Here is a 20,933-nt window from a genome sequence, read left to right as displayed (position 1 = left end):
GGTCAACGTTCATTTTTGGCCATAAATTCTTCGGCTTTTTCCACCATTTTTGTACTTCCGCAGAAGAAAGGAATTCTTTGGTGTAATTCTGTAGGCTGTATATCCATGATGCGTCTAAACCCGTCGGTTGCTTTACCTCCCGCCTGCTCTACAATGAATGCCATAGGGTTGCATTCATATAACAATCGAAGTTTACCGTTAGTTGCCGTTGAGCTCTTGGGATAAATAAAGATCCCACCCTTGATCATATTCCGGTGAATATCGCTCACCATGGAGCCAATATATCTTGAGGTGTAAGGCCGGTCTTCCTTTTCCTCCTGGCAATATTTAATATAGTCTTTTACGCCCTGAGGAAAATGAACATAATTCCCCTCGTTTATTGAATAGATCCTGCCCGTTTCAGGAAATTTCATTTCGGGATGAGAAAGATACCAGGAACCCAGGGCAGGGTTAAGGGTAAACCCATTCACTCCCCTTCCGGTAGTATATACCAGCATAGTTGAGGTGCCGTAAATAATATAGCCCGCGGCAACCTGATTATTACCTGCCTGAAGAAAATCTTCCTTTGTCACCGGTGTACCCAATGGGGTCACCCTGCGGTATATAGAAAAAATAGTCCCCACAGACACGTTAACATCTATATTAGAGCTGCCGTCCAGCGGATCTATAAGTACCACATATTTATTCCGGTGATCATTATTACATCCCGGAATAGTTATAAAATCATCACTTTCTTCAGAAGCTATCCCACAAACTATTTCCCTGTTGGTAAGGGTTTGGATAAAAGTCTCATTGGCCATCACATCCAGCTTTTGCTGGTCCTCCCCCTGTACATTGGTTTCGCCATATGCCCCAATAATATCAACAAGGCCGGCCTTATTTACTTCATGGTTTACCACTTTGGCAGCCAGCCTGATGGAATTTATTAAACGGGATAACTCCCCTGATGAATAGGCAAAATCTGACTGATTTTCAATTATAAATTCACCTAAGGTTTGATTCTTTTTGGGCATTTTGATTTGTTCTGTTTTTTTGAGGTGGTAAAAATATTCAAATTATTAAGGTACTACAACGTTTTCGTGATTTATATAAGCTCAAGGTTCCTTATTTTTGAAACAATTAACATACGAATGGAATACACAATACGAAAATTTAAAAAGGAAGATCTGCCGCAAATCCTGGAACTCATAAAGGAACTGGCAGTATTTGAAAAGGAACCCGATGCTGTGGAAGTAACTGTGCGGGATCTGGAAAAGGAAGGTTTGGGAAAGCATCCCTTATTCACCTGTTTTGTGGGAGAACTAAACGGAAGAATTGAGGGTATGGCCCTGGTTTATTTCAGGTTCTCCACATGGAAAGGTCGAACAGTACATCTGGAGGACCTTATTGTGCGCCATGAAAAACGGGGAACAGGCCTGGGTGGTGCTTTATATAAAAAGGTAATCGAATATGCACTGGAGCAGGGGGTTAAACGATGTGAATGGGTAGTGCTGGACTGGAATACACCTGCAATTGATTTCTATGAACGCAGCGGGGCCACTGTGTTTAAAGACTGGAATACGGTGCAAATGGATGAGCAGGTTATGAAACGCTATATTGGGGGAAACAAAACTTAAAAAATCTTAAAAGCTGTCCATTCCAAGGTTAGTCCTTATTCAATTGCTAAATTTGTAAAAAGTCAATATAATGAACTATACAATAAGAGAAGCAAAACGGGAAGATATGCCACAGGTTCTTGAACTTATTAAAGAACTGGCAGCCTACGAGAATGCCTCAAAAGAGGTAGAGATTGGTTTAAAAGACCTTGAAGAAGAGGGGTTTGACAATGGGAACTTCAAATGTTTTGTGGCCGATGTTGAAGGAAAAATAGAAGGAATGGCCCTGGTTTATTTCAGGTTCTCCACCTGGAAAGGCCGCACCGTGCACTTGGAAGACCTTATTGTAAGAGCCTCCATGCGAGGCACAGGGTTGGGAGGCGCGCTTTATCAAAAAGTGGTAGAGTATGGTTATGAGAACGGAGTGAAACGAGTGGAATGGGTTGTTTCTGAAGGGAATAAAAACGCTATTGAATTCTACGAAAACACGGGAGCCGATATTAAAAAGAACTGGTACACCGTGCATATGGATGAAACCGGAATTAAACGGAATATCAAAAAATAGATATGGAGATATTCAAATTTGGAGGTGCTTCGGTACAAGATGCCCCATCGGTAAGAAATGTGCTTCAGGTGCTTAAGTTCACCGGATTTGATGATAAGGTAATTGTAGTTTCGGCAATGGGAAAAATGACCAATGCCCTTGAAATAGTGATAAGCAAATATCTGCAAAGCCTTTCAATTCCTTCTGAAGAAATTTCCGCTGTAAAAAATTACCATCTCAAAATTGCGGGTGAACTTTTTGAAAATTCACATCATCCCGTTTTCGACAGCATTGCAGTGCTTTTTTCTGAGCTAGAAAATTTTATGGAACACAATAAATCTACTCAATATGATTTTGTGTATGATCAAATTGTGTCTTTTGGAGAATTACTCTCCTCTGCCATTTTGAGTGAATTTTTAAAGGATAACGGTATATCCCATACGCTTCTTGATGCAAGGAACCTTATAAAAACAAACAGCACCTATCGCGATGCGACGGTGAATTGGGAACAAACCCAGGAGAATGTGTTAAACCAGCTTCGGCCCGGGAAACTTTATCTCACCCAGGGATTCATTGGAGCCGATGCTAATAACTTTACCACCACCCTGGGAAGGGAAGGAAGTGATTATACCGCTGCCATTATCGCCTATTGTATTAATGCCGATAAAGTGGTGATTTGGAAAGATGTTCCGGGGGTATTGAATGCCGACCCAAGGGCATTTGAAAATCCCGAGCTGCTCAAACAGATCTCTTATGAAGAAGCAATAGAACTGGCCTTTTTTGGAGCTTCGGTTATCCATCCAAAAACCCTGCAGCCTTTACAGCGAAAGGAAATTCCACTTTATGTTAAATCATTCATTGATCCGCAGGGAGAAGGAACCACCGTAAGAAAAGGCCAGCCACTAAATCCCGAAATTCCTTGTTTCATTATTAAAAAGGACCAGGTTTTGATCTCCTTATCTACGCTTGATTTTTCTTTTATGGTAGAGGAAAATATTAGTGAGATCTTCCGGCTTTTTCACCAGTATCAGATGAAGGTAGACCTTATACAGAATTCGGCGATAAGTTTTGCGGTTTGTGTAGATAACAGGTTCAACAACCTTGAAAAACTTATTCAACATTTAAAAGCGCGGTTTAAGGTAACCTACGTACCCGGAGTATCACTTTATACCATTCGCCATTTTAATGAAACTGCTTTAAAAACATTGGAAAAAGATAAGGATATCCTGCTTAAGCAGGTTATGCAAAATACGGTACAGTTGGTTTCCAGGAATTAGAACGCTTTAACCACAATTAAGTATATTTATAAAAATCATTAAAAAATGGGGATTGTAAGTTCGAAGGAAGTAGCTAAAGTGATGAACCTGGACAAACTTGGTTTTCTGGGAACTTCCATTGGGTGGGTTATTTTGCGCACTACCCGCCTTTCAACCATAAACCGGGAATACGAAAAAAGAAAACACCTTAAGGGTGAGGAATTTATTACGTCCATTCTGAATGGATTTGAAATAGATTTTGAAATTCCCGAAAAGGACCTGAAGCGAATACCTAAAACAGGGCCGTTTGTTACCATCTCCAATCACCCCCTTGGTGGGATAGATGGAATGATCCTTTTAAAAACCTTGTTGGCACAACGCAGCGATTTTAAGGTAATTGCCAATTTTCTTTTGCACAGGCTTGATCCTCTTAAGCCTTTTATTATGCCTGTAAATCCTTTTGAAGATCATAAAGATGCAAAGTCCAGTCTGTCCGGATTAAAAGAAGCCATTGCCCATTTAAAAAATGGCCATGCCCTGGGGATCTTTCCGGCCGGGGAAGTATCTACTTACAGAGATGAAAGGAGCATTGTAGACCGGCCGTGGGAACCCGGAGCTATGAAGCTTATTCAAAAAGCCAATGTCCCCGTTATACCCATTTATTTTCATGCAAAAAACAGCATGTTCTTTTATCGTTTGGCAGGGCTTAGCGATATTTTGCGAACTGCCAAATTACCCAGTGAGATGCTCTCTCAAAAAAAGCGAAAGATCAAGGTAAGGATTGGGAATGCAATTTCCCCCGAGGAACTTTCGGCACTTCCAAATCTTGAAACTTTTACGGCATTTTTGCGCAGGAAAACTTATATGCTTGCAAACTCCTTTGAAAGGAAACGCCTTATAGACAAAATCCCTAAAACGCTTAAACTTCCAAAGGCCCCACCGCAAAATATAGCGGGCGAAACCTGTCATAATTTAATTGAGGCTGAAATTGAGAATTGCCGGCATATGGACAAACGGTTGCTGGAAAGTAAAAACTATGAAGTATTTCTGGCACGCAGGGAAATTATCCCCAATATTTTAAACGAAATAGGAAGACTTAGGGAAATTACCTTTCGGGAAATTGGAGAAGGCACCAACAAGTCTGTAGACCTGGATAAATTTGACAATTATTATTATCATATGTTCCTGTGGGATAATGAGGCTAAAAAAGTGGCCGGAGCTTACAGGATGGGTATGGGTAACGAGATCTTCCAAAAATATGGGATCGATGGGTTCTACCTTCAGGACCTGTTCAGGTTTGAACCTGAACTATATAAAATGATGAGCCAATCTATAGAAATGGGCCGGGCTTTTATTATAAAAGAGTATCAGCAAAAACCAATGCCTTTATTTTTACTTTGGAAAGGAATAGTGCATTGCACCCTTCGTTTTCCTGAACATAAATTCCTTATTGGCGGGGTCACCATAAGCGACAAATTCTCCAATTTCTCCAAATCGCTCATGATAGAATTTATGAGATCCAACTTTTTTGACAATGATGTGGCGCAATATATAAGGCCTAAAAAGGAATTTATTGTAAAACTTAAAGATGAAGACAAAGAGATGATCTTTGATTCCAGCGAGGCAGATCTAAACAAGTTTGACAAGTTCATTGAAGAACTGGAACCGGATACCCTAAGATTGCCGGTATTGATCAAAAAGTATATTAAACAGAATGCCAGAGTGGTTGCATTTAATGTAGATCCTTTATTCAATAATGCGGTTGACGGATTAATGTATATTAAAATTGCCGATCTCCCTGAAAGTACCGTAAAACCGGTTTTGGAGGAATTCCAGAAAGAACTCGAAGAGAAAGCCCTGAATTTGGGTTAGCTGTTAACATCTGTTAATCTCTTGTTATTCAATTTAAAGGGTTTGTCAATAGAGCAGGCTATTCTTATCTTTCAGTTATAAAAGATAAAAGGATGGAAAAGATATTAATTGTTGGAGCTACAGGAGATACGGGAAAACGGGTTATAGAGATCCTGCGGAATTCCCAAAGCTTTGAACCTATCGCCATGGTGCGCAAGAAAGAACAACAGGAGATCTTTAATGATATGGATATTGAAACTGTTCTGGCCGATCTTGAAAAGGAGGTAGATAACGCATTAAAAGGGATTGACAAGGTAATATTCGCAGCGGGTTCAGGAGGTGATACGGGGGAGGAAAAAACTATTGAAATAGACCAGAAAGGCGCCATCAAAATTATAGACGCTGCAAAAAAAGCAGGAATAAAGAAGTTTGTAATGCTTAGCTCCATGGGTGCCGATGATCCTTCCTCACATCCAAAACTTCAAACCTACCTGGAGGCGAAGAAAAAAGCAGATGAGCACTTAATTCAAAGCGGGATTCCTTATACCATCCTACGCCCCGGAGCATTAAATGATGACCTGGGACTGGCCAAAGTGAAGCTTGCTGAAAAACTTGACAAACAAGGTGAAATCTCCAGGGATGATGTGGCATTTTTACTGGTGATGAGCCTGGCAGATCCCCTAGTAAAAAATAAGATCATTGAAGCAATTGAAGGGGAAGAGTCCATTAAATCGGCTATTATCGAGGCAAGCAGATAAGTTATGATACCCACAAGAAAAGAGATTGCGCCCGGAACCACGGTTCTTATTATCCAAAAACATTACCAGCGCAGCGGTACCCTTACAGAAGGGGTGGTAGCCACTATTCTCACCAAATCCCCCATTCACCCCCACGGCATTAAAGTGCGTCTGGAAACCGGGGAAGTAGGCCGGGTACAGAAGGTGGTGAGTATGTTGGCGTAGGAGGGTTATACTTGCCCCACTGTTTGTCATACTGCCTTGTCACACTGAGCTTGTCACACTGAGCTAGTCGAAGTGCGTCATGTTTAATGGAAGGTTTGAAAATGTAAGCCTGCGGAAAAAGACTTATCAATAAAATATCGATTTAAATTTTTTACACAGAAGGGCTTCGACAGGCTCAGCCTGACTAAAGAAGTTTGGCTCCTCATACGGCGCTTATCACACTGAACTTGTCACACTGAGCTTGTCGAAGTGGGGTTGATTAAAGAATCATTGATTAAATAAATCTTCCGAGAAGTATGAAAATCTTTTTTGTGTACATGGTACAATGTAGTGACGATTCCTTTTATGTGGGCGTAACATCAAATCTTTATAAAAGATTGATTGAGCATAATGCAGGAATTTATCCCTCCGCTTATACTTTTCAACGAAGGCCGGTTAGTTTAAAGTGGTTTGAACAATTTTCGGATCCAGAGTCTGCATTTAAAACCGAGAAACAATTAAAAGGTTGGAGCAGGAGAAAGAAAATAGCTCTTATTGAGGAGAATTGGGCCAGAGTAGTAAAATATTCAAAAAACTATACCGAGTTTGGTAACAATAGGGAATCCTCTACAGATTAAATCTGGAGAATACGGCTTCGACAGGCTCAGCCTGACTGAAGGAGTTTGGCTCCTCATACTCCGCTTTTCACACTAAGCTTGTCACACTGAGCTTGTCGAAGTGTGTATGATTGACAGAAATAAATACCTATGTGAACCTACTGAAGAAGACTTATCAAAGAAAACCTGATATCGTTTTTTTACATTAAAAAGCTTCGACAGGCTCAGCCTGACTACTGAAGCTTACCAATCCAAACGAAGTCACTCCGAATTTGTCGAAGTGTGCTTGATCGACAAAAAACATCAAATTGAGCCTTCTTCTGATGATTTTTTTATATAGGATTACGTTCCTTTTCTTAACCGAAGGCTTCGACAAGCTCAGCCTGACTACTGAAGATTACCAATTTAAATGAAATCACACTGGGCTTGTCACACTGAGCTTGTCGAAGTGTGTATGATTGAAGGAAAATAACTATGTGAACCTACTGAAGAAGACTTATCAAAGAAAACCTGATATCTTTTTTTACATAAAAAAGCTTCGACAGGCTCAGCCTGACTACTGAAGCTTTCCAATCTAAACGAAGTTACACTCAGCCTTACTCACTTCTCATTTCTCAATAATTCTTACTCTCCTTTTCCAAACTTCGCAAGGATCTTTCCGGCAATAGTCGCGGCTAATTTCTCGTGAGATTCAAGGGTCCAACCCGCTACATGGGGGGTGAAAAGCACGTTTTCAAGGAACATTAATTCCTGTAAGGCCTCGGGCATTTCTTTTTCAGCAAAGAGGCTTTCAAAAGAACTTTTTTCATATTCCAGCACGTCCAGGCCGGCGCCCAGGATCCTCCCTTGTATCAAAGCTGTAACCAGATCCTGAGTTACTACACTTTTACCACGGGCAGTATTAATAAACCAAAAGGGTTTTTTGAACCCATTGATATATTCTGAATTTATCATTCGGTTGGTTTCTGGGGTCCAAGGGGTGTGAAGGCTTATAACATCTGCCTTTTCCTGAAGTTCTTCTAATCCTACCTGCCGGGCATTTTCATCTCCCACGCCGGCTTTTATATCATAACACAGCACCCCAACTTCGAATCCGCGAAGTTTCTTTGCAAAGGCTTTTCCCATATTTCCATAACCAATTATTCCCACGGTTTTTCCATCGAGCTCGATACCGCGGTTGGCCTCCCTATGCCAAAACCCCTTGTGCACTTCGCGGTCGGCCTTATTTAGTTTATTGAAAAGCGATAAGATCATTCCTAAGGCGTGTTCTGCCACTGCATTTCGGTTGCCTTCCGGGGCCGAGAACAGGGAGATCCCCCTGCTTTCAGCAAAATCAACATCTATGCTTTCCAGGCCTGCTCCTACGCGCGCAATAAACTTCAAATTTGGAAGGGCTTCCATAAATGCCCTGTCTATATCAAACCTGCTCCTTATAACAATTCCCTCGTACAAATGGCCTGTTTCAAGGATCTCCATTTTTGAAAGGGTATAACCTTCAATATTATGGTGCCCCGCGGCCTGCAGTTGTTTTAAAAGTGAGGGATGGTTACTGTCTATATGGAGAATGATCATTCGGTTAGATTTTGGGATATTCTTCTACCCTGAGAGCACTTTCGGTATTTCCTGTATGCTGAATACTTAGCTTCTCAAAGAGCATTATATGTACTTCTTCATTATTCCGGGTCATAGGACAATGCTTTACACCTTTGGGAACCACAATAAGCTCTCCTTCCTTAACCTCCTCTGTCCTGTCTTCAAACTGAATAAAAAGGGTTCCTTTTACTACCTGGAACAGTTCATCCTCCTCATCGTGTTGGTGCCATACAAATTCACCCTTTACTTTGGCCAGCAATACCTGCATATCATTTACCACAGCTATTTGATGCGGATGCCAATACTCACTGAATTTTCTCAGTTTTTCGGGAAGATTGATTGGTTTCATGGGCAACAACTGCTTAAGATTTAAAATCCGAGAATGGCTTTCGCGATAGAAAAATAAATAAGGATCCCAAAAATATCATTACTGGTGGTTATAAAAGGCCCCGTGGCCATTGCAGGATCTATTCCCTGTTTATCAAGAATAATAGGTACAAAAGTTCCAATCAAAGACGCAATCACGATTACCGAAATTAAAGATATGCCCACAGTCACCCCGTAAATAAGATCAAATCCAAGCAAATATGTGCCTCCAAGGGTAAGCATAACCGCAAGCACTACCCCATTGAGCAAGCTTAGGCCTACTTCTTTTACCAACCGGTTCATAAGTGATCCTCTTAATGTGTTGTTGGCAAGTCCCTGCAATACAATGGCAGATGATTGAACACCTACATTTCCGGCCATCGCGGCTATTAGCGGCACAAAAAAGAACAGGGCTCCATATTGCTCCATGGCCCCTTCAAAAGTGCCAAGAACAGTAACACTTATAAAACCTCCCAGTAAGGCTAGTATTAGCCAGGGAAGACGGGCGCGTGTATGTTTTAAGATACTGTCATCTGCCTCCACATCTTCAGAGATACCTGCAGCCATCTGGTAATCTCTGTCGGCTTCGTCTTTTATAAAATCAATAATATCATCTACCGTAATCCTTCCTACCAGCCTGCCCATCTCATCTACCACCGGGATGGCTTCAAGGTCATATTTCTGCATAATTCTGGCTACTTCATCTCCGGGAGTATGAACATTTACGTAATCTACTTTTGGAATATAAACATCGCTTATATTGGCTTTGCTTGGTGCTGTGATCAAATCTTTCAATGAAAGTCGTCCTTTCAACTTATTTTTATCATCTACCACATAAATGGAATGCACCCGGGTAACATTTTCGGCCTGGGCACGCATTTCAGCCATACAGCCGGTAACGCTCCAGTTCTCATTAACCTTTACCAATTCCTTTGCCATAAGACCCCCTGCGGAATCTTCGTCAAAACGAAGAAGTTCTACAATATTATCGGCGTGTTCTTCATCCTGGATCTCTGCGATTACACTTTGCTGCCGTTCTTCAGAAAGTTCAGCGATGATATCAGCGGCATCATCTGTATCCATTTCCTCCAGCTCCTCTGCGATCTCTTTAGAAGACAGATTGTCAAGAATTCTTTCCCTTACCCCTTCTTCCAGCTCCATAAGAGCTTCCGCAGTTTTTTCGCTGTTTAAAAGCTTTATGATATAGGTAGCCTCATCCAGATCCAGCTCTGTGATGATCTCAGCAATATCTGCAGGGTGAACTTCCTCCAGGAGCAACAAGAGTTCCGCATCGTTCTTTTCTTCGATGAGGATCTCTAAATTCTGGATTAATTCATCACTAAGTTGAAATTGCATAAGGTTGAATTTTTAAAGTAAGCTCAATAAATTGTTCGGTGCTAAGTTGTTCAGGTCGCTGCCCAAAGATAGCATCTTCGCGCAGATTATCCGGCAACTGGAAAATTTTTAAACTATTCCTTAAGGTTTTTCTGCGCTGCTGAAAAGCTGTTTTTACAACCCTGAAAAACAGGCGCTCATTACAGGGGAGGGAAAAGTCTTCCTTCCTTGTTAAACGTATGACCCCACTGTCAACCTTTGGAGGCGGATTAAATACTGAAGGCGGAACGGTAAAAAGGTATTCTATATCATAAAATGCCTGGGCGAGAACAGAAAGGATCCCATAGGTTTTATTCCCGTGTGGGGAGGCAATGCGCTGGGCGACCTCCTTCTGGAACATGCCCGAAAATTCAGGAATGCTGTCCCGGTTCTCCAGGGTTTTGAAAACGATCTGGGTGGAGATATTATAGGGAAAATTGCCAATTATTGCAAAAGGTTCACCGTTGAAAACAGCTTGAACATCATATTTTAAAAAATCCTGCTCGTGGACTTTGCCCTCCAATGCCGGAAAATTCTCCCCGAGATAGGCAACGCTGTCGCGGTCTATCTCTATCACGTGCAGGTTGATGTCCTTTTTTAAAAGATATTTTGTTAGAATCCCCATTCCAGGCCCAATTTCCAGTACATTCCTGTAACCTGCTAACTTCAGAGAGTCTGCTATCTTTTCAGCTGTTTTCTCATCGGTTAAAAAGTGCTGACCCAAATGTTTTTTAGCTCTAACCTCTCCCTCTGCCGTCTGTTGGGGCTTAAACTGGCTACTCTTACTGCTGGTCTTTTTCATTTTAATTTTTTCTCTATTCTCCTCCACTTCATTCGCTTCAGAATTTGCTGTTGGGGTGCAATATGTTCTTTAATGCACAAAAATAGTATTTACATATGTATGCTAAGGCGAAAGCAAAAATATTAAGGGAAGCTCTTCCCGAAATTTTTGAACAATAGCCGGTAAAAAAATAGGGTCTTCTCAGGGGAAAATTACCAGCTGAGAAGCAATAAAGGCCAATAATCCTACAAAAACTGCAAGCCCTACTACAATAGGAGTAATGACAGACATTGTGTAATTTTTGAGTTTGACCTCTTGAACAGAATTCTCTGCAATTCCAATTTTTACAAACTTACCCCTATAATTTTTTTCTACAATATTCTCAGCCATAAGTTTGGCTTCTTTTGAATTGGCCTTCGCAATTCCAAACAAATCTGTGCCCTCCCTTTCGAGAGAATTGAATTTGTAAACCTTATTGTTATTGGTTTTAATTTTTACTTTTCGGTTAAATTCCACCGCGGTATCTACACTAACCGGCTTTGAGCGGTAGATATTGCAACTTTGGAATAACATGATAAAGATGAGTAATCTGGCAAAAAGCCTCAAATATTTTTGCGTTGCTTTCATAGGTTTGAATTATTAATAAGCGTTAGAAATCCTATTAAATTTAATTCAAATTCCTTTTGTCCTGATAATAAGCTAGATAAATAATATCTTATCCCTGAAAATAATTACTTGACCTGTTAGAGGGTTGCACCCACTTACTTTATTTGTTCACTTACCACCTCAAGTTCAGTACGAAAAGCCACAAATTTTCCTGCGAAAGGCGTAGATTTTGCCCTCAATTCGGCTGCGTTTTCCTTGTAATACCGGTCCAGCATTTCTTTACTTTCCAACGTATACTGTATAGAATAGGTCATTCCTCCCATTTGCTCTTCAACCAGCACACGGGTCATCAAGGCCTTTGTGAATTTATCTGTTTTCAGCATATCTGGAATATGCTCTCTTTTCATCCAGTTTACCCACTCATCGTGAACATCTTCCTGGATGTTTATAGTGACGTTGTATATATACATTTTTTGCTCTTGTTTACTCAATGGCATCTCCTCTAAGCTGCCGGTAGTTTCTCCTTGCCTCTACAAAATAAATACTATCGGGGAAATTAAAGATGATCTGCTCATAAAATTCCCTGGCTTTATCGGGGTTCTTCAACTTCTTATTATAAAGCTCAGCCAGGAAAAAGGTGGCATTATCTGCAAGGATATCCTTGTAAAAATGCTGCAGAATCTTTAAATAGTTGGCTTCGGCTTTAGTCCAGTTCTCTTCGGCCTCAAATAGCAGGGCCTGCTTCAGCAGCGCTTCATCTTCCATTTTTTCGCCCTTATGATTTTGCAGGATATCTTCCAGCAGGGCAATTGCTTCAGTAGATCTGTTTTGAAAAGCAAGCAGATCTGCCCGGGCATATTTCTTCAAGGCGGTTTGGGTAGAATCCTCCCGGGAATTATCCTTTATGAGCATACTCAACTCCATAGCGTCATTGGCAATAAGCTGGGAGGAGGATGCTTTTAAAACATCTAGTTGATTCTGTGCCCATTCAAAATCCCCCTTAAAATAGCTGGTCCTCGCAACCTTAAATCTAGCTTCCTGTGAGAGTTCATCATTCTTCACCAGGTTTTGGATCTGGGAATAAAAGATAAGGGCCTGGTTGAATTTTTCCTCGAGCACGAGAATATCTGCCAGCTGCATTTTTGTGGCCGCAAGGTCAAATCCCGAAAGGTTTTTGGTTGCGAGTTCCTGCAACATGCTAATGCCTTCTGCGGTCTCCCCTATTTTAAATGCCCTGAAACCAGCGTAATCCAGCTGTATTCGTATTGTTTCTGGCCCGTTCCCAAAACGGGCTAACAAGCCCTCATATTCTTTTTTTATTCCAGGATACTCTTTCTCTCCTGATGTAGCTATTTTCATATCCAGCAACAATTGATATGCCTGCAGCAGGATGTTGGAGGAAGTGGTTTCCTCAATTATAAAACTAACGATCTCCTTCGCCGCTTCCAGGTCCCCGTTTGATTTTGCATTTACCGTGAGCTGAATTATCCTTTGAAGGTCCTTATCATTCCTGAGATAAATAGCTTTTTCCTGAGCAAATGCCTTAGCGTATTCCTTTTGCTGAACAAAAAGCCAGGCGAGCAATTCATTATAAATGATCCCCGGATTTTTCTGAAGGCGCTGTAATAATAATTTTCTTAATACCACATTCGCAGTATTCTCTGTATCCTCAAGTATATACCTGTCAAATTCCCTTATGAGATTATAGCTTATAACAGGTTCTTTTTCTATAAGATCCAGGTAGGAGGTAAACATTTCCTCCAGTTTCCCCTGTTCTCCAAAAATACGTGCCAGAGGCAGGTCAAATTTTGACTCAGGGTTTAACTTCATCCCCTGTTGGTAAGCACGGGCCGCAAGGTCCAGTAAACTGTATTTTTCAAAATTTCGCGCAACAGAATAGGTATAATTAGGTCTTTCCTGAAGTTCTGCGAGGGCTGCCTCATAAAATTGGCCCGCCTTTTCTTCCTGGCGTTGTAAGGATGCATTATAACCCAACTCAATGAGCAGCATAGGATTATTGGGAGACCTTTCTTTTCGCTCAAGCAACAAAGCTTCAGCGGTAGTAAAATCTTCAAGTTGCTGGTAGGCAGATATCATTCCGTAGAAATACGTAGAATTCCCCGGATTTTCTTTCACCAGATCCTGATAGGTCTTTAAGGCCTTTTCATATTCACCCTGGTCCAGGTAATTGCGGGCCAGTTGATCTGTTTGCGCAAACAAACCGAAACTGATTAATAAACAAGCAATTATGAGAATTAAAAAACGCATTTTGTAAAGATAACAAAATGCGTTGTGTGATAAATTTTTCATGCTGTTAATCTATTAGATCCACACCGGTGTAAGCTTGCAGGAAAAAAAATCCTCACAGGATTTAAAACCTGTGAGGATTGCTAAAAAGTTTTTTGAGGTTTGCTAAAAATTTAAAAATTATTAGTCAATTAAATCGAACCCCGCATAAGGCACCAGTACTTCCGGCACCAGGATACCATCGGGGGTTTGATAATTCTCAAGAATTCCTGCAAGAACACGTGGCAACGCAAGGGCACTTCCGTTCAGGGTATGCAGCAACTGTTTATTGCCATCTTTATCTTTATATCTAAGCTTTAACCTGTTTGCCTGGAAGGTTTCAAAATTGGAAACAGAACTTATTTCCAGCCAACGGTCCTGGGCGGTTGAGAACACCTCAAAATCATAGGTAAGGGCCGAGGTAAAACCAAGATCCCCCCCACACAATCTCAGGATCCTGTAAGGAAGTTTGAGATCATTAAGCAAGTCTTTTACATGAGCTACCATACCTTCCAGCGCCTCAAATGAATTTTCCGGTTTCTCAAGGCGTACCAACTCCACCTTATCAAACTGGTGAAGCCTGTTTAAACCACGTACATGCGCACCATAAGATCCCGCTTCCCTCCTGAAACAGGGAGTATACCCTGTACAGGTAATGGGAAGTTCATTTTCATTTAACATCCGGTCCCTGAAAAGGTTTGTCATTGGCACCTCTGCAGTAGGGATAAGATACAGGTCATCCTCCGTTACGTGGTACATTTGACCTTCCTTATCCGGCAACTGGCCGGTTCCAAAGCCAGAAGCCTCATTTACCAATAGAGGTAACTGGTATTCGGTGTAGCCTGCTGCAGCAGCTTTCTCCAGGAAATAGGTAATAAGTGCCCGTTGCAACCTGGCTCCTTTTCCTTTATATACAGGAAAACCAGCACCCGTGATCTTGTTTCCAAGTTCAAAGTCTATAATATCATATTTTTTTGCCAGTTCCCAGTGGGGCAGGGAACCTTTAGCAAGTTCCGGGATCTCGCCGGCCTTAAAGATCTCCTCATTATCTTCTTCTGAAGTTCCCGCGGGAACGGATTCATGGGGTATATTGGGGATGGTATACAGCAGTTCCTCAAGCCTGGCTACTGTGGTATTCAATTCTTCTTGAAAACTTTTGGAACTTTCTTTAAGCCCGGCAGATCTTTCCTTTAACTCTCCGGCTTTAAGATGCTCGCCGGTCTTGAACAACAAGCCAATTTCTTTGGATAATTGATTTGCTTCAGCAAGAGTATCATCAAGTTTAGTTTGGGTAGAGCGCCGCTTCTCATCAAGTTGTAAAACCTCCTCCAGAAGATCCTCAGCATCAAAATTTCGTTTTTTGAGAGCCTTAATATAGGTCTCCTTGTGCGCCTTAATATTGCTTACCTGTAACATTTTGCCGGTCAATTTTTAGTAAGCAACAAATGTAGCAAAAGCCGGTAAAAATATCAGTCTAATTTGGAAGGTAAAATCCAGTCATGATGTTTAAAATGCTGCCATTTTTCATTGGCGAGATCAACTTTTGGATCAATGAACTTTTGATCCGGCCTTCCGTTTACACGTACACTGGCATCTACAAATACCTGTACATCTTTTCCATCTTTATTATATTCCCTTTTTAAGCGTTGGGAAAACTGCCAGATCATATCGGGTTTGGAGTTTATGGCTCCCAATTGCTTCCTGCTTAAATAATCTTCTTTCCTCACATAAATGGTATCGGTGGTTCCCTTTTCAACCACTTTGAAAACACTGTTACCACCCTTACTGCGCAGCATCATTCTCCAGCTTAACCGGTGGCCTTCTTCTGTCCAGAGTACATTATCTTCAAAAAAGTGATGCCGTAAGGGCAGTGCGATCTGTACAAGAAACCAACCTGCAAAAAGGATGAGGAGGGGTTTTTTATAGGATGGAATAATGATCTCATTACCCTCATAATATGGTTTCTTACCTCTCAGGAATAATTTGTTCACACTTCGGGTGGGGAAAAAGAAGATGGTAAAAGCCAGTGCCAGATAAGGGAAAATACCAATATGAAAAATGAAACTGTTGAAAAGGTGAAAAAATATGGCAGCTATAAAAACAAGCAGACGGGTTCTCTTCCACAGTAAAAGGGGAATAACCAGTAGATCAAACAGGAACCCATACCAGGCTATTGTATAATGCACCCAGGTTTGCTGAAGGAAATCGCCTACCAGCCAGTAATTTTTTTTGGCACTCATGAGCAGTGCAGGGAAAGTAGCATTGAACCAATCTGGGTAGATCTTTGCGATGGCCGCATAAGTATACACTATCAACAATTGCAGTACAATGGCAACCCACACCCAGCGGGGCATAGAAATGGCCCTTAAAGAAGGATTTCTCCAGGCGTCAATTGAGGCATTTCGATGCGCCGGTAAAAAGGACATCATTATGCATAACAGCATTAATAAGTAATAGTGGTTATTGTAGGAGGACTTTTGCATCAGGTAAACCCCACTCCACATGATAGTATAGGCAATTATGCTTATTCGGTATTTGAACCCCAGCATTACGAGCACCCCAAAAAGCCCCATAATACCATAATAATAAAGCATGCCATCTCCGGGAAGGGGTTGCAGGAATTCAAAACCTATAAAATTAAAGGTTTCCTGAGGCTCCATTAAGGTACGGCGAATCCAGCCTGTAAAAATAGCACCGAAGGCTTCTATGGCGAGGAGTAACCCAAATAAAATACGAAACACCACCAGGGCGCTGTTATCTATTTGCGTAAAAAGCCACTTATTCAGCATAATTATCCCTTATATATCTTTCAGAGAAAGCCTCGTCCTGTTTCATGGCAATCTTAAGCGCATCTACCGAATCAAATTTTTTCTCATCCCTTATGCGCGTAAGCAATTCAATTTGCAATTTTTTACCGTAGAGATCTTTATTCAGCAAAAAGAAATAGGTCTCGATGCTCATTTCTTTCCCTCCTACGGTAGGATTTGTTCCTATGCTCATCATTCCAAAATACGGAATATCATCTATCATGGCTCTTACCACATAGACCCCAATCTTAGGAATAAGCTTATAATCTTCTTCAATCTTTAAATTGGCGGTAGGATATCCAAAATCCTTGCCCAGTCCTCTTCCGGGAACGATAGTTCCGGTAAGGGTAAAGGGATGTTGCAGGTAATTATTGGCCTTCTCTACCCTACCATCTATTAAAGCTTTTCTTATTTTGGTAGAACTTACCGCAACTTCCTGAACATCCTGCTGGCTTATCTCCTCTACCTCAAACCCAAACTGAACTCCAAATTCCTTGAGGGTATCAATATCGGCAGTGCGGTTGCGGCCAAAACGGTGATCATAACCTATGATGACCTTTTTAGCCTTAAGTTTGTTCACCAGGATATCCCTCACAAATTCGAGCGCGGTTAACCGGGAGAATTGGTGGGTAAATGGATGAATTATTAAATGGTCAACCCCAGATTTTTCAAGGAGTTGTTTTCGCTCCTCTATGGTATTTATAAGTTTAATATCACTGTCTTCCTGGAGCACCATACGGGGATGCGGAAAAAATGTAAGTATAGCCGATTCCAGTTGGCTTACCTTTGCAGTTGCAACAAGGCGTTCAATTATTTTTTGATGTCCGGCATGAACCCCGTCAAAAGTCCCTATGGTAATTACCGTATGATGGTCGCTTTTAAAAGCATTTGCGCCTTTATGTTCTTTCAAGAGAGATCTTATTTACCGTTAAAAGTATTCATTGTATTTGTAATCCCGGCTGTGCCGAAGGATTTAATAATCTCGGCCGACTTTTCCAGCCGTTCCGGCAATTGTTTTTCTTCCTCCTCACTCCATTCCCCCAGCACATAATCTACCTGTCTCCCTTTCGTAAATTCATCGCTTATACCGAATCTAAAACGGTTGTAGGTTGTAGTGTTCAGGTGAGCCTGTATATCCTTAAGCCCGTTATGACCGCCATCGCTGCCTTTGGTTTTCACCCGGATGGTGCCGAAACCAAGATTTAGATCATCTGTAACAACCAAAAGGTTTTCCAACGGGATCTTTTCTTTGGTTAGCCAGTAATTAACTGCCTTCCCGCTCAGGTTCATAAATGTTGAAGGTTTAAGCAAAATAAAGGTGCGGCCTTTAAATTTAAAAGTCGCTATATCGCCCAGTTTTTCAGGGGTGAAGGAGATGTTCTCCTTTTCGGCAAGATGATCCAGGACTTTAAAACCAATGTTATGCCGTGTATGATGATATTTGGGCCCAATATTTCCTAAACCGGCAATTAAAAATTTTTTCATAGGATCTTCCTGTTCCTGGGGTTCTTTTTTGCTCAATATCCTTCCGAAGAATGCCAGCATGAAATAAGTTTTGGTAAAGATAAAATTTAATCTTAAAAGTGAGGAGTTAAGTGTTAGGAGTTAAGTAAATGTTATGAGTTAGGGGTTGCGGATTATGGAGAGCTTGCCTGAATAAGGCTGCCTTTTGAAGTTGGTCGATTGCACTTTTGTAGTTCGAACTTACAGCGAACGATTTTGATTGGCCTGAGTTTCTCTGTTTAAGTCAGGCTGAGCTTGTTGAAGCCTTTCTTATTCCGTTATCACACTTCGACAGGCTCAGTGTGACTGAGGAGTGTGACAGGCTATTCTCTTTTCCTGGTGTTTTGAATTTTGAACCTTGAATCTTGAACTTTATATTTTCCCGCTGAATTCGCAGAATTTCGCTGAATTCAGGAATTTGGAACTTGGAGTTTGGTGCCTGTTACTTGGCGCTTTGAATTTTGAACTTTGAACCTTGAACCTTGAACTATATATTTTCCCGCTGAATTCGCTAAATTTCGCAGAAGTCAGGAATTTGGAACTTGGAGTTTGGTGCCTGGTACTTGGCGCTTTGAACTTTGAACTTTGAACCTTGAACTTTGAACCCCATTCCATCCCGGATGAAACGAAAACATCCCGCTCCTGGAAGGAACGGGATGTTTAAAATATTGATAAAAGAAAATTTATTCTTTTCCTTCCTCTGTGGTTGCACCTTCAGCACCAACCTCAGTAGCTGGAACTTCTCCGGCAGCAACTTCTTCTTCTTCATCCTCAACATCTGCAATGATGTTACGGGAAGTTTTAACCTGGCAAATAACAGTATTGTCAGGGTGAAGGATCTTGTAATCGTCACTTACTACAGCAGTAACATACAATTTATTACCAATTTTTAGGTTGGTAACATCTGCCTCGATAAAGTCGGGAAGGTTTGCAGGAATACCTTTCACCTTTAAACGACGAAGGTTGTAACGCAACACCCCACCATTCTTAACTCCACGTGCAACACCTTTTGTATGGATAGGAATTTCCATCGCAATCTCTTTTCCTTCCAGTACCTGGTAGAAATCTATGTGAAGGATGGCATCTGTTACAGGATGAAACTGGATGTCCTGAAGAACAGCATCAAATTTTTCACCTTTTCCTAAATCCAAAACCACAGTGTGAACATCTGGTGTGTACACAAGGCTTTTGAACGCAATTTCTTCTGCTGAAAAATGTAATGGTTCTCCCCCTCCGTATAATACGCAAGGAACCTGTCCAGCATTACGTAGGTCTTTGGTCGCCCTTTTCCCCACGCTTTCTCTTTTAGATCCGTTGATCGTTATTGATTTCATTATTAAAAATTTTTAGGGTGCAAAGGTGCGATATATTTTTGTGTTTTTAAAGTGCTGAAAGAGAATTATTTTGAAGAGTAGTTATTAGTCGGAAGACGGTAGTCTGTAGAGGATAAATTTAAAGGTCGTGGTTTTTAAACTTTGAATCCTGAACCTTAAATTTTCTCCCGCAGATGGTGCAGATAAAAAAGCAGATTTTCGCGGATATATTAATTGATTGCTGAAAGAGTAATGAGTATTGAGAATTGAGTATTGAGAAAAAAACGGTCAACTTTATATAGGACTCCACAGGTAAGAAACTGACAACCGACAACTCATAACCAAGAACTTTCCTCTTTTCCTCTTTGACTTTTTTGCTCTTAGTAATGGGTAATGAGTTTTGAGAAATAAACAAGGTAACCTTATTCAGATGAGATCACTTTCCTCATTTCCTCCTTTTATCTTTTCCTCTTTAACTCCTAACCACTTACAACTTCACGTCACATGGTTACTTCTTCACTTCGTCACTTCATCACAACACCACTACATAATAAACTTCGAACTTATAGATCTGTTTTCGTGAACGCGTTTCATAACATCGGCAAAAAGATGGGCACAGGAAACAACGCGTATTTTGCGACTTTCCTTTTTAAGTGGAATGGAATCTGTCACGATCAATTCCTGCAATTTCGAGTTTTCAATACGCTCATAGGCTTCGCCGGAAAGAATTGGATGGGTACAAATGGCACGTACACTCAGGGCTCCACGTTCCATCATAAGTTTGGCGGCGGCGGTTAAAGTTCCCGCGGTATCAACCATATCATCAACAAGTACAACGTGTTTTCCGGTTACTTCCCCAATAAGCTCCATATGAGAGATCACATTGGCCTTGGCGCGTTGCTTGTAACATATCACCACATCGCTTTCCATTGCTTTTGAATATGCATAAGCTCTTTTAGAGCCACCCATATCTGGTGAGGCAATGGTTAGGTTGTCAAGGTTGAGACTTTTTAGGTATGGCAAAAATACTGTGGAAGCGAACAGATGATCTACAGGCTTTTCAAAAAATCCCTGAATCTGGTCAGCATGCAGGTCCATAGTTATTATGCGCGTGGCGCCGGCGGTCTCAAGGATACTGGCCACCATTTTTGCGGCAATTGGCACCCGGGGTTTATCCTTACGGTCCTGGCGGGCCCAGCCAAAATATGGTAATACAGCTGTTATATGGCGGGCAGAGGCCCGTTTTGCTGCATCCAGCATTAACAACATTTCCATTAAATGGTCACTCCCGGGGTGGGTAGAACCAATGATAAATACCCTGGCTCCACGCACAGATTCCTCAAAAGAGGGCTGGAATTCCCCGTCGCTGTAATGACTGGTGATCACATTGCCGAGGGGGGCACCGTAGGCTTCGGCTATTTTTCCTGCGAGTTCAAGGCTTTGGGTACAGGAAAAGATCTTGGCATCAATCATAACTTTAGACATGGAGCGTAGTTTTTA

The 20,933-nt window shown here is 41.3% G+C and carries 21 protein-coding genes; 7 read left to right on the top strand and 14 right to left on the bottom strand.

Going from position 1 to position 20,933, the window contains the following annotated elements:
- Positions 1–2: 2 nt before the first annotated feature.
- Entirely contained in the window at positions 3–1,013 is a 1,011-nt protein-coding gene (gene fbp / locus FK178_RS13580) for a class 1 fructose-bisphosphatase (protein ID WP_146836317.1), read from the bottom strand.
- 117 nt (positions 1,014–1,130) lie between these two features.
- On the opposite strand from fbp, the gene FK178_RS13575 reads away from it, so the two are divergent.
- The 7 genes from FK178_RS13575 to FK178_RS13545 all read left to right on the top strand — a co-directional run bounded on the left by FK178_RS13575 (position 1,131) and on the right by FK178_RS13545 (position 6,825).
- Positions 1,131–1,616 (top strand): GNAT family N-acetyltransferase, encoded by a 486-nt coding sequence (locus FK178_RS13575; RefSeq protein ID WP_146836314.1) that lies wholly within the window; start codon positions 1,131–1,133, stop codon positions 1,614–1,616.
- A 70-nt stretch (positions 1,617–1,686) separates the two neighbouring features.
- Entirely contained in the window at positions 1,687–2,160 is a 474-nt protein-coding gene (locus FK178_RS13570) for a GNAT family N-acetyltransferase (RefSeq protein WP_146836311.1), read from the top strand.
- A gap of 2 nt (positions 2,161–2,162) precedes the next feature.
- Positions 2,163–3,416, top strand: a complete 1,254-nt coding sequence (locus FK178_RS13565) for an aspartate kinase (protein WP_146836308.1) — start codon at positions 2,163–2,165, stop codon at positions 3,414–3,416.
- A gap of 45 nt (positions 3,417–3,461) precedes the next feature.
- Positions 3,462–5,267: a GNAT family N-acyltransferase gene (locus tag FK178_RS13560; protein ID WP_146836305.1), complete on the top strand. Its 1,806-nt coding sequence runs from the start codon at positions 3,462–3,464 to the stop codon at positions 5,265–5,267.
- Between the two features lie 92 nt (positions 5,268–5,359).
- Positions 5,360–6,004, top strand: a complete 645-nt coding sequence (locus FK178_RS13555; protein ID WP_146836302.1) for an SDR family oxidoreductase — start codon at positions 5,360–5,362, stop codon at positions 6,002–6,004.
- A 3-nt stretch (positions 6,005–6,007) separates the two neighbouring features.
- Positions 6,008–6,208, top strand: a complete 201-nt coding sequence (locus tag FK178_RS13550) for a YwbE family protein (RefSeq protein ID WP_146836299.1) — start codon at positions 6,008–6,010, stop codon at positions 6,206–6,208.
- Positions 6,209–6,504: 296 nt separating this feature from the next.
- A complete protein-coding gene (locus tag FK178_RS13545; RefSeq protein WP_146836296.1) occupies positions 6,505–6,825 on the top strand; it encodes a GIY-YIG nuclease family protein in 321 nt (106 codons plus the stop codon).
- A 603-nt stretch (positions 6,826–7,428) separates the two neighbouring features.
- Here FK178_RS13545 and FK178_RS13540 read toward each other — a convergent pair.
- The 13 genes from FK178_RS13540 to FK178_RS13480 form a co-directional block, all read right to left on the bottom strand.
- Positions 7,429–8,376 (bottom strand): 2-hydroxyacid dehydrogenase, encoded by a 948-nt coding sequence (locus FK178_RS13540; RefSeq protein WP_146836293.1) that lies wholly within the window; start codon positions 8,374–8,376, stop codon positions 7,429–7,431.
- Between the two features lie 4 nt (positions 8,377–8,380).
- The gene (locus tag FK178_RS13535) at positions 8,381–8,746 is read right to left on the bottom strand and encodes a cupin domain-containing protein (protein WP_146836290.1); all 366 of its coding nucleotides are present in this window, start codon (positions 8,744–8,746) and stop codon (positions 8,381–8,383) included.
- 20 nt (positions 8,747–8,766) lie between these two features.
- Complete coding sequence (gene mgtE / locus FK178_RS13530; protein ID WP_146836287.1) at positions 8,767–10,119, bottom strand: magnesium transporter; 1,353 nt, start codon at positions 10,117–10,119, stop codon at positions 8,767–8,769.
- Positions 10,103–10,939 (bottom strand): 16S rRNA (adenine(1518)-N(6)/adenine(1519)-N(6))-dimethyltransferase RsmA, encoded by an 837-nt coding sequence (gene rsmA / locus FK178_RS13525; protein WP_146836284.1) that lies wholly within the window; start codon positions 10,937–10,939, stop codon positions 10,103–10,105. The genes mgtE and rsmA overlap by 17 nt, the downstream gene beginning before the upstream one ends.
- 180 nt (positions 10,940–11,119) lie before the next feature.
- Positions 11,120–11,545 carry a hypothetical protein gene (locus FK178_RS13520; RefSeq protein ID WP_146836281.1) on the bottom strand — a complete coding sequence of 142 codons (426 nt, stop codon included), beginning with the start codon at positions 11,543–11,545 and terminating at the stop codon, positions 11,120–11,122.
- 134 nt (positions 11,546–11,679) lie between these two features.
- Positions 11,680–11,994, bottom strand: coding sequence for a DUF4286 family protein (locus FK178_RS13515; RefSeq protein WP_146836278.1), 315 nt, complete (start codon positions 11,992–11,994; stop codon positions 11,680–11,682).
- A 13-nt stretch (positions 11,995–12,007) separates the two neighbouring features.
- Positions 12,008–13,744 carry a tetratricopeptide repeat protein gene (locus FK178_RS13510; protein ID WP_240793843.1) on the bottom strand — a complete coding sequence of 579 codons (1,737 nt, stop codon included), beginning with the start codon at positions 13,742–13,744 and terminating at the stop codon, positions 12,008–12,010.
- A gap of 210 nt (positions 13,745–13,954) precedes the next feature.
- Positions 13,955–15,226, bottom strand: coding sequence for a serine--tRNA ligase (serS, locus tag FK178_RS13505; protein WP_146836271.1), 1,272 nt, complete (start codon positions 15,224–15,226; stop codon positions 13,955–13,957).
- Positions 15,227–15,279: 53 nt separating this feature from the next.
- Complete coding sequence (locus FK178_RS13500) at positions 15,280–16,599, bottom strand: HTTM domain-containing protein (RefSeq protein ID WP_146836268.1); 1,320 nt, start codon at positions 16,597–16,599, stop codon at positions 15,280–15,282.
- The gene (locus FK178_RS13495) at positions 16,589–17,527 is read right to left on the bottom strand and encodes a bifunctional riboflavin kinase/FAD synthetase (protein ID WP_146836265.1); all 939 of its coding nucleotides are present in this window, start codon (positions 17,525–17,527) and stop codon (positions 16,589–16,591) included. The genes FK178_RS13500 and FK178_RS13495 overlap by 11 nt, the downstream gene beginning before the upstream one ends.
- 8 nt (positions 17,528–17,535) lie before the next feature.
- On the bottom strand, positions 17,536–18,162 hold the full coding sequence (gene pth, locus FK178_RS13490; protein ID WP_146836260.1) for an aminoacyl-tRNA hydrolase: 627 nt from the start codon (positions 18,160–18,162) through the stop codon (positions 17,536–17,538).
- Positions 18,163–18,803: 641 nt separating this feature from the next.
- A complete protein-coding gene (locus FK178_RS13485) occupies positions 18,804–19,454 on the bottom strand; it encodes a 50S ribosomal protein L25/general stress protein Ctc (RefSeq protein ID WP_146836256.1) in 651 nt (216 codons plus the stop codon).
- Between the two features lie 522 nt (positions 19,455–19,976).
- Positions 19,977–20,918: a ribose-phosphate pyrophosphokinase gene (locus tag FK178_RS13480; protein ID WP_146836252.1), complete on the bottom strand. Its 942-nt coding sequence runs from the start codon at positions 20,916–20,918 to the stop codon at positions 19,977–19,979.
- Positions 20,919–20,933 lie beyond the last annotated feature (15 nt).

Source organism: Antarcticibacterium arcticum (genome assembly GCF_007993795.1).
In the GTDB taxonomy this organism is placed as follows: domain Bacteria; phylum Bacteroidota; class Bacteroidia; order Flavobacteriales; family Flavobacteriaceae; genus Gillisia; species Gillisia arctica.
Note: the sequence above shows the minus strand (reverse complement) of the source record. Positions and strands in the feature narration are given on the sequence as shown.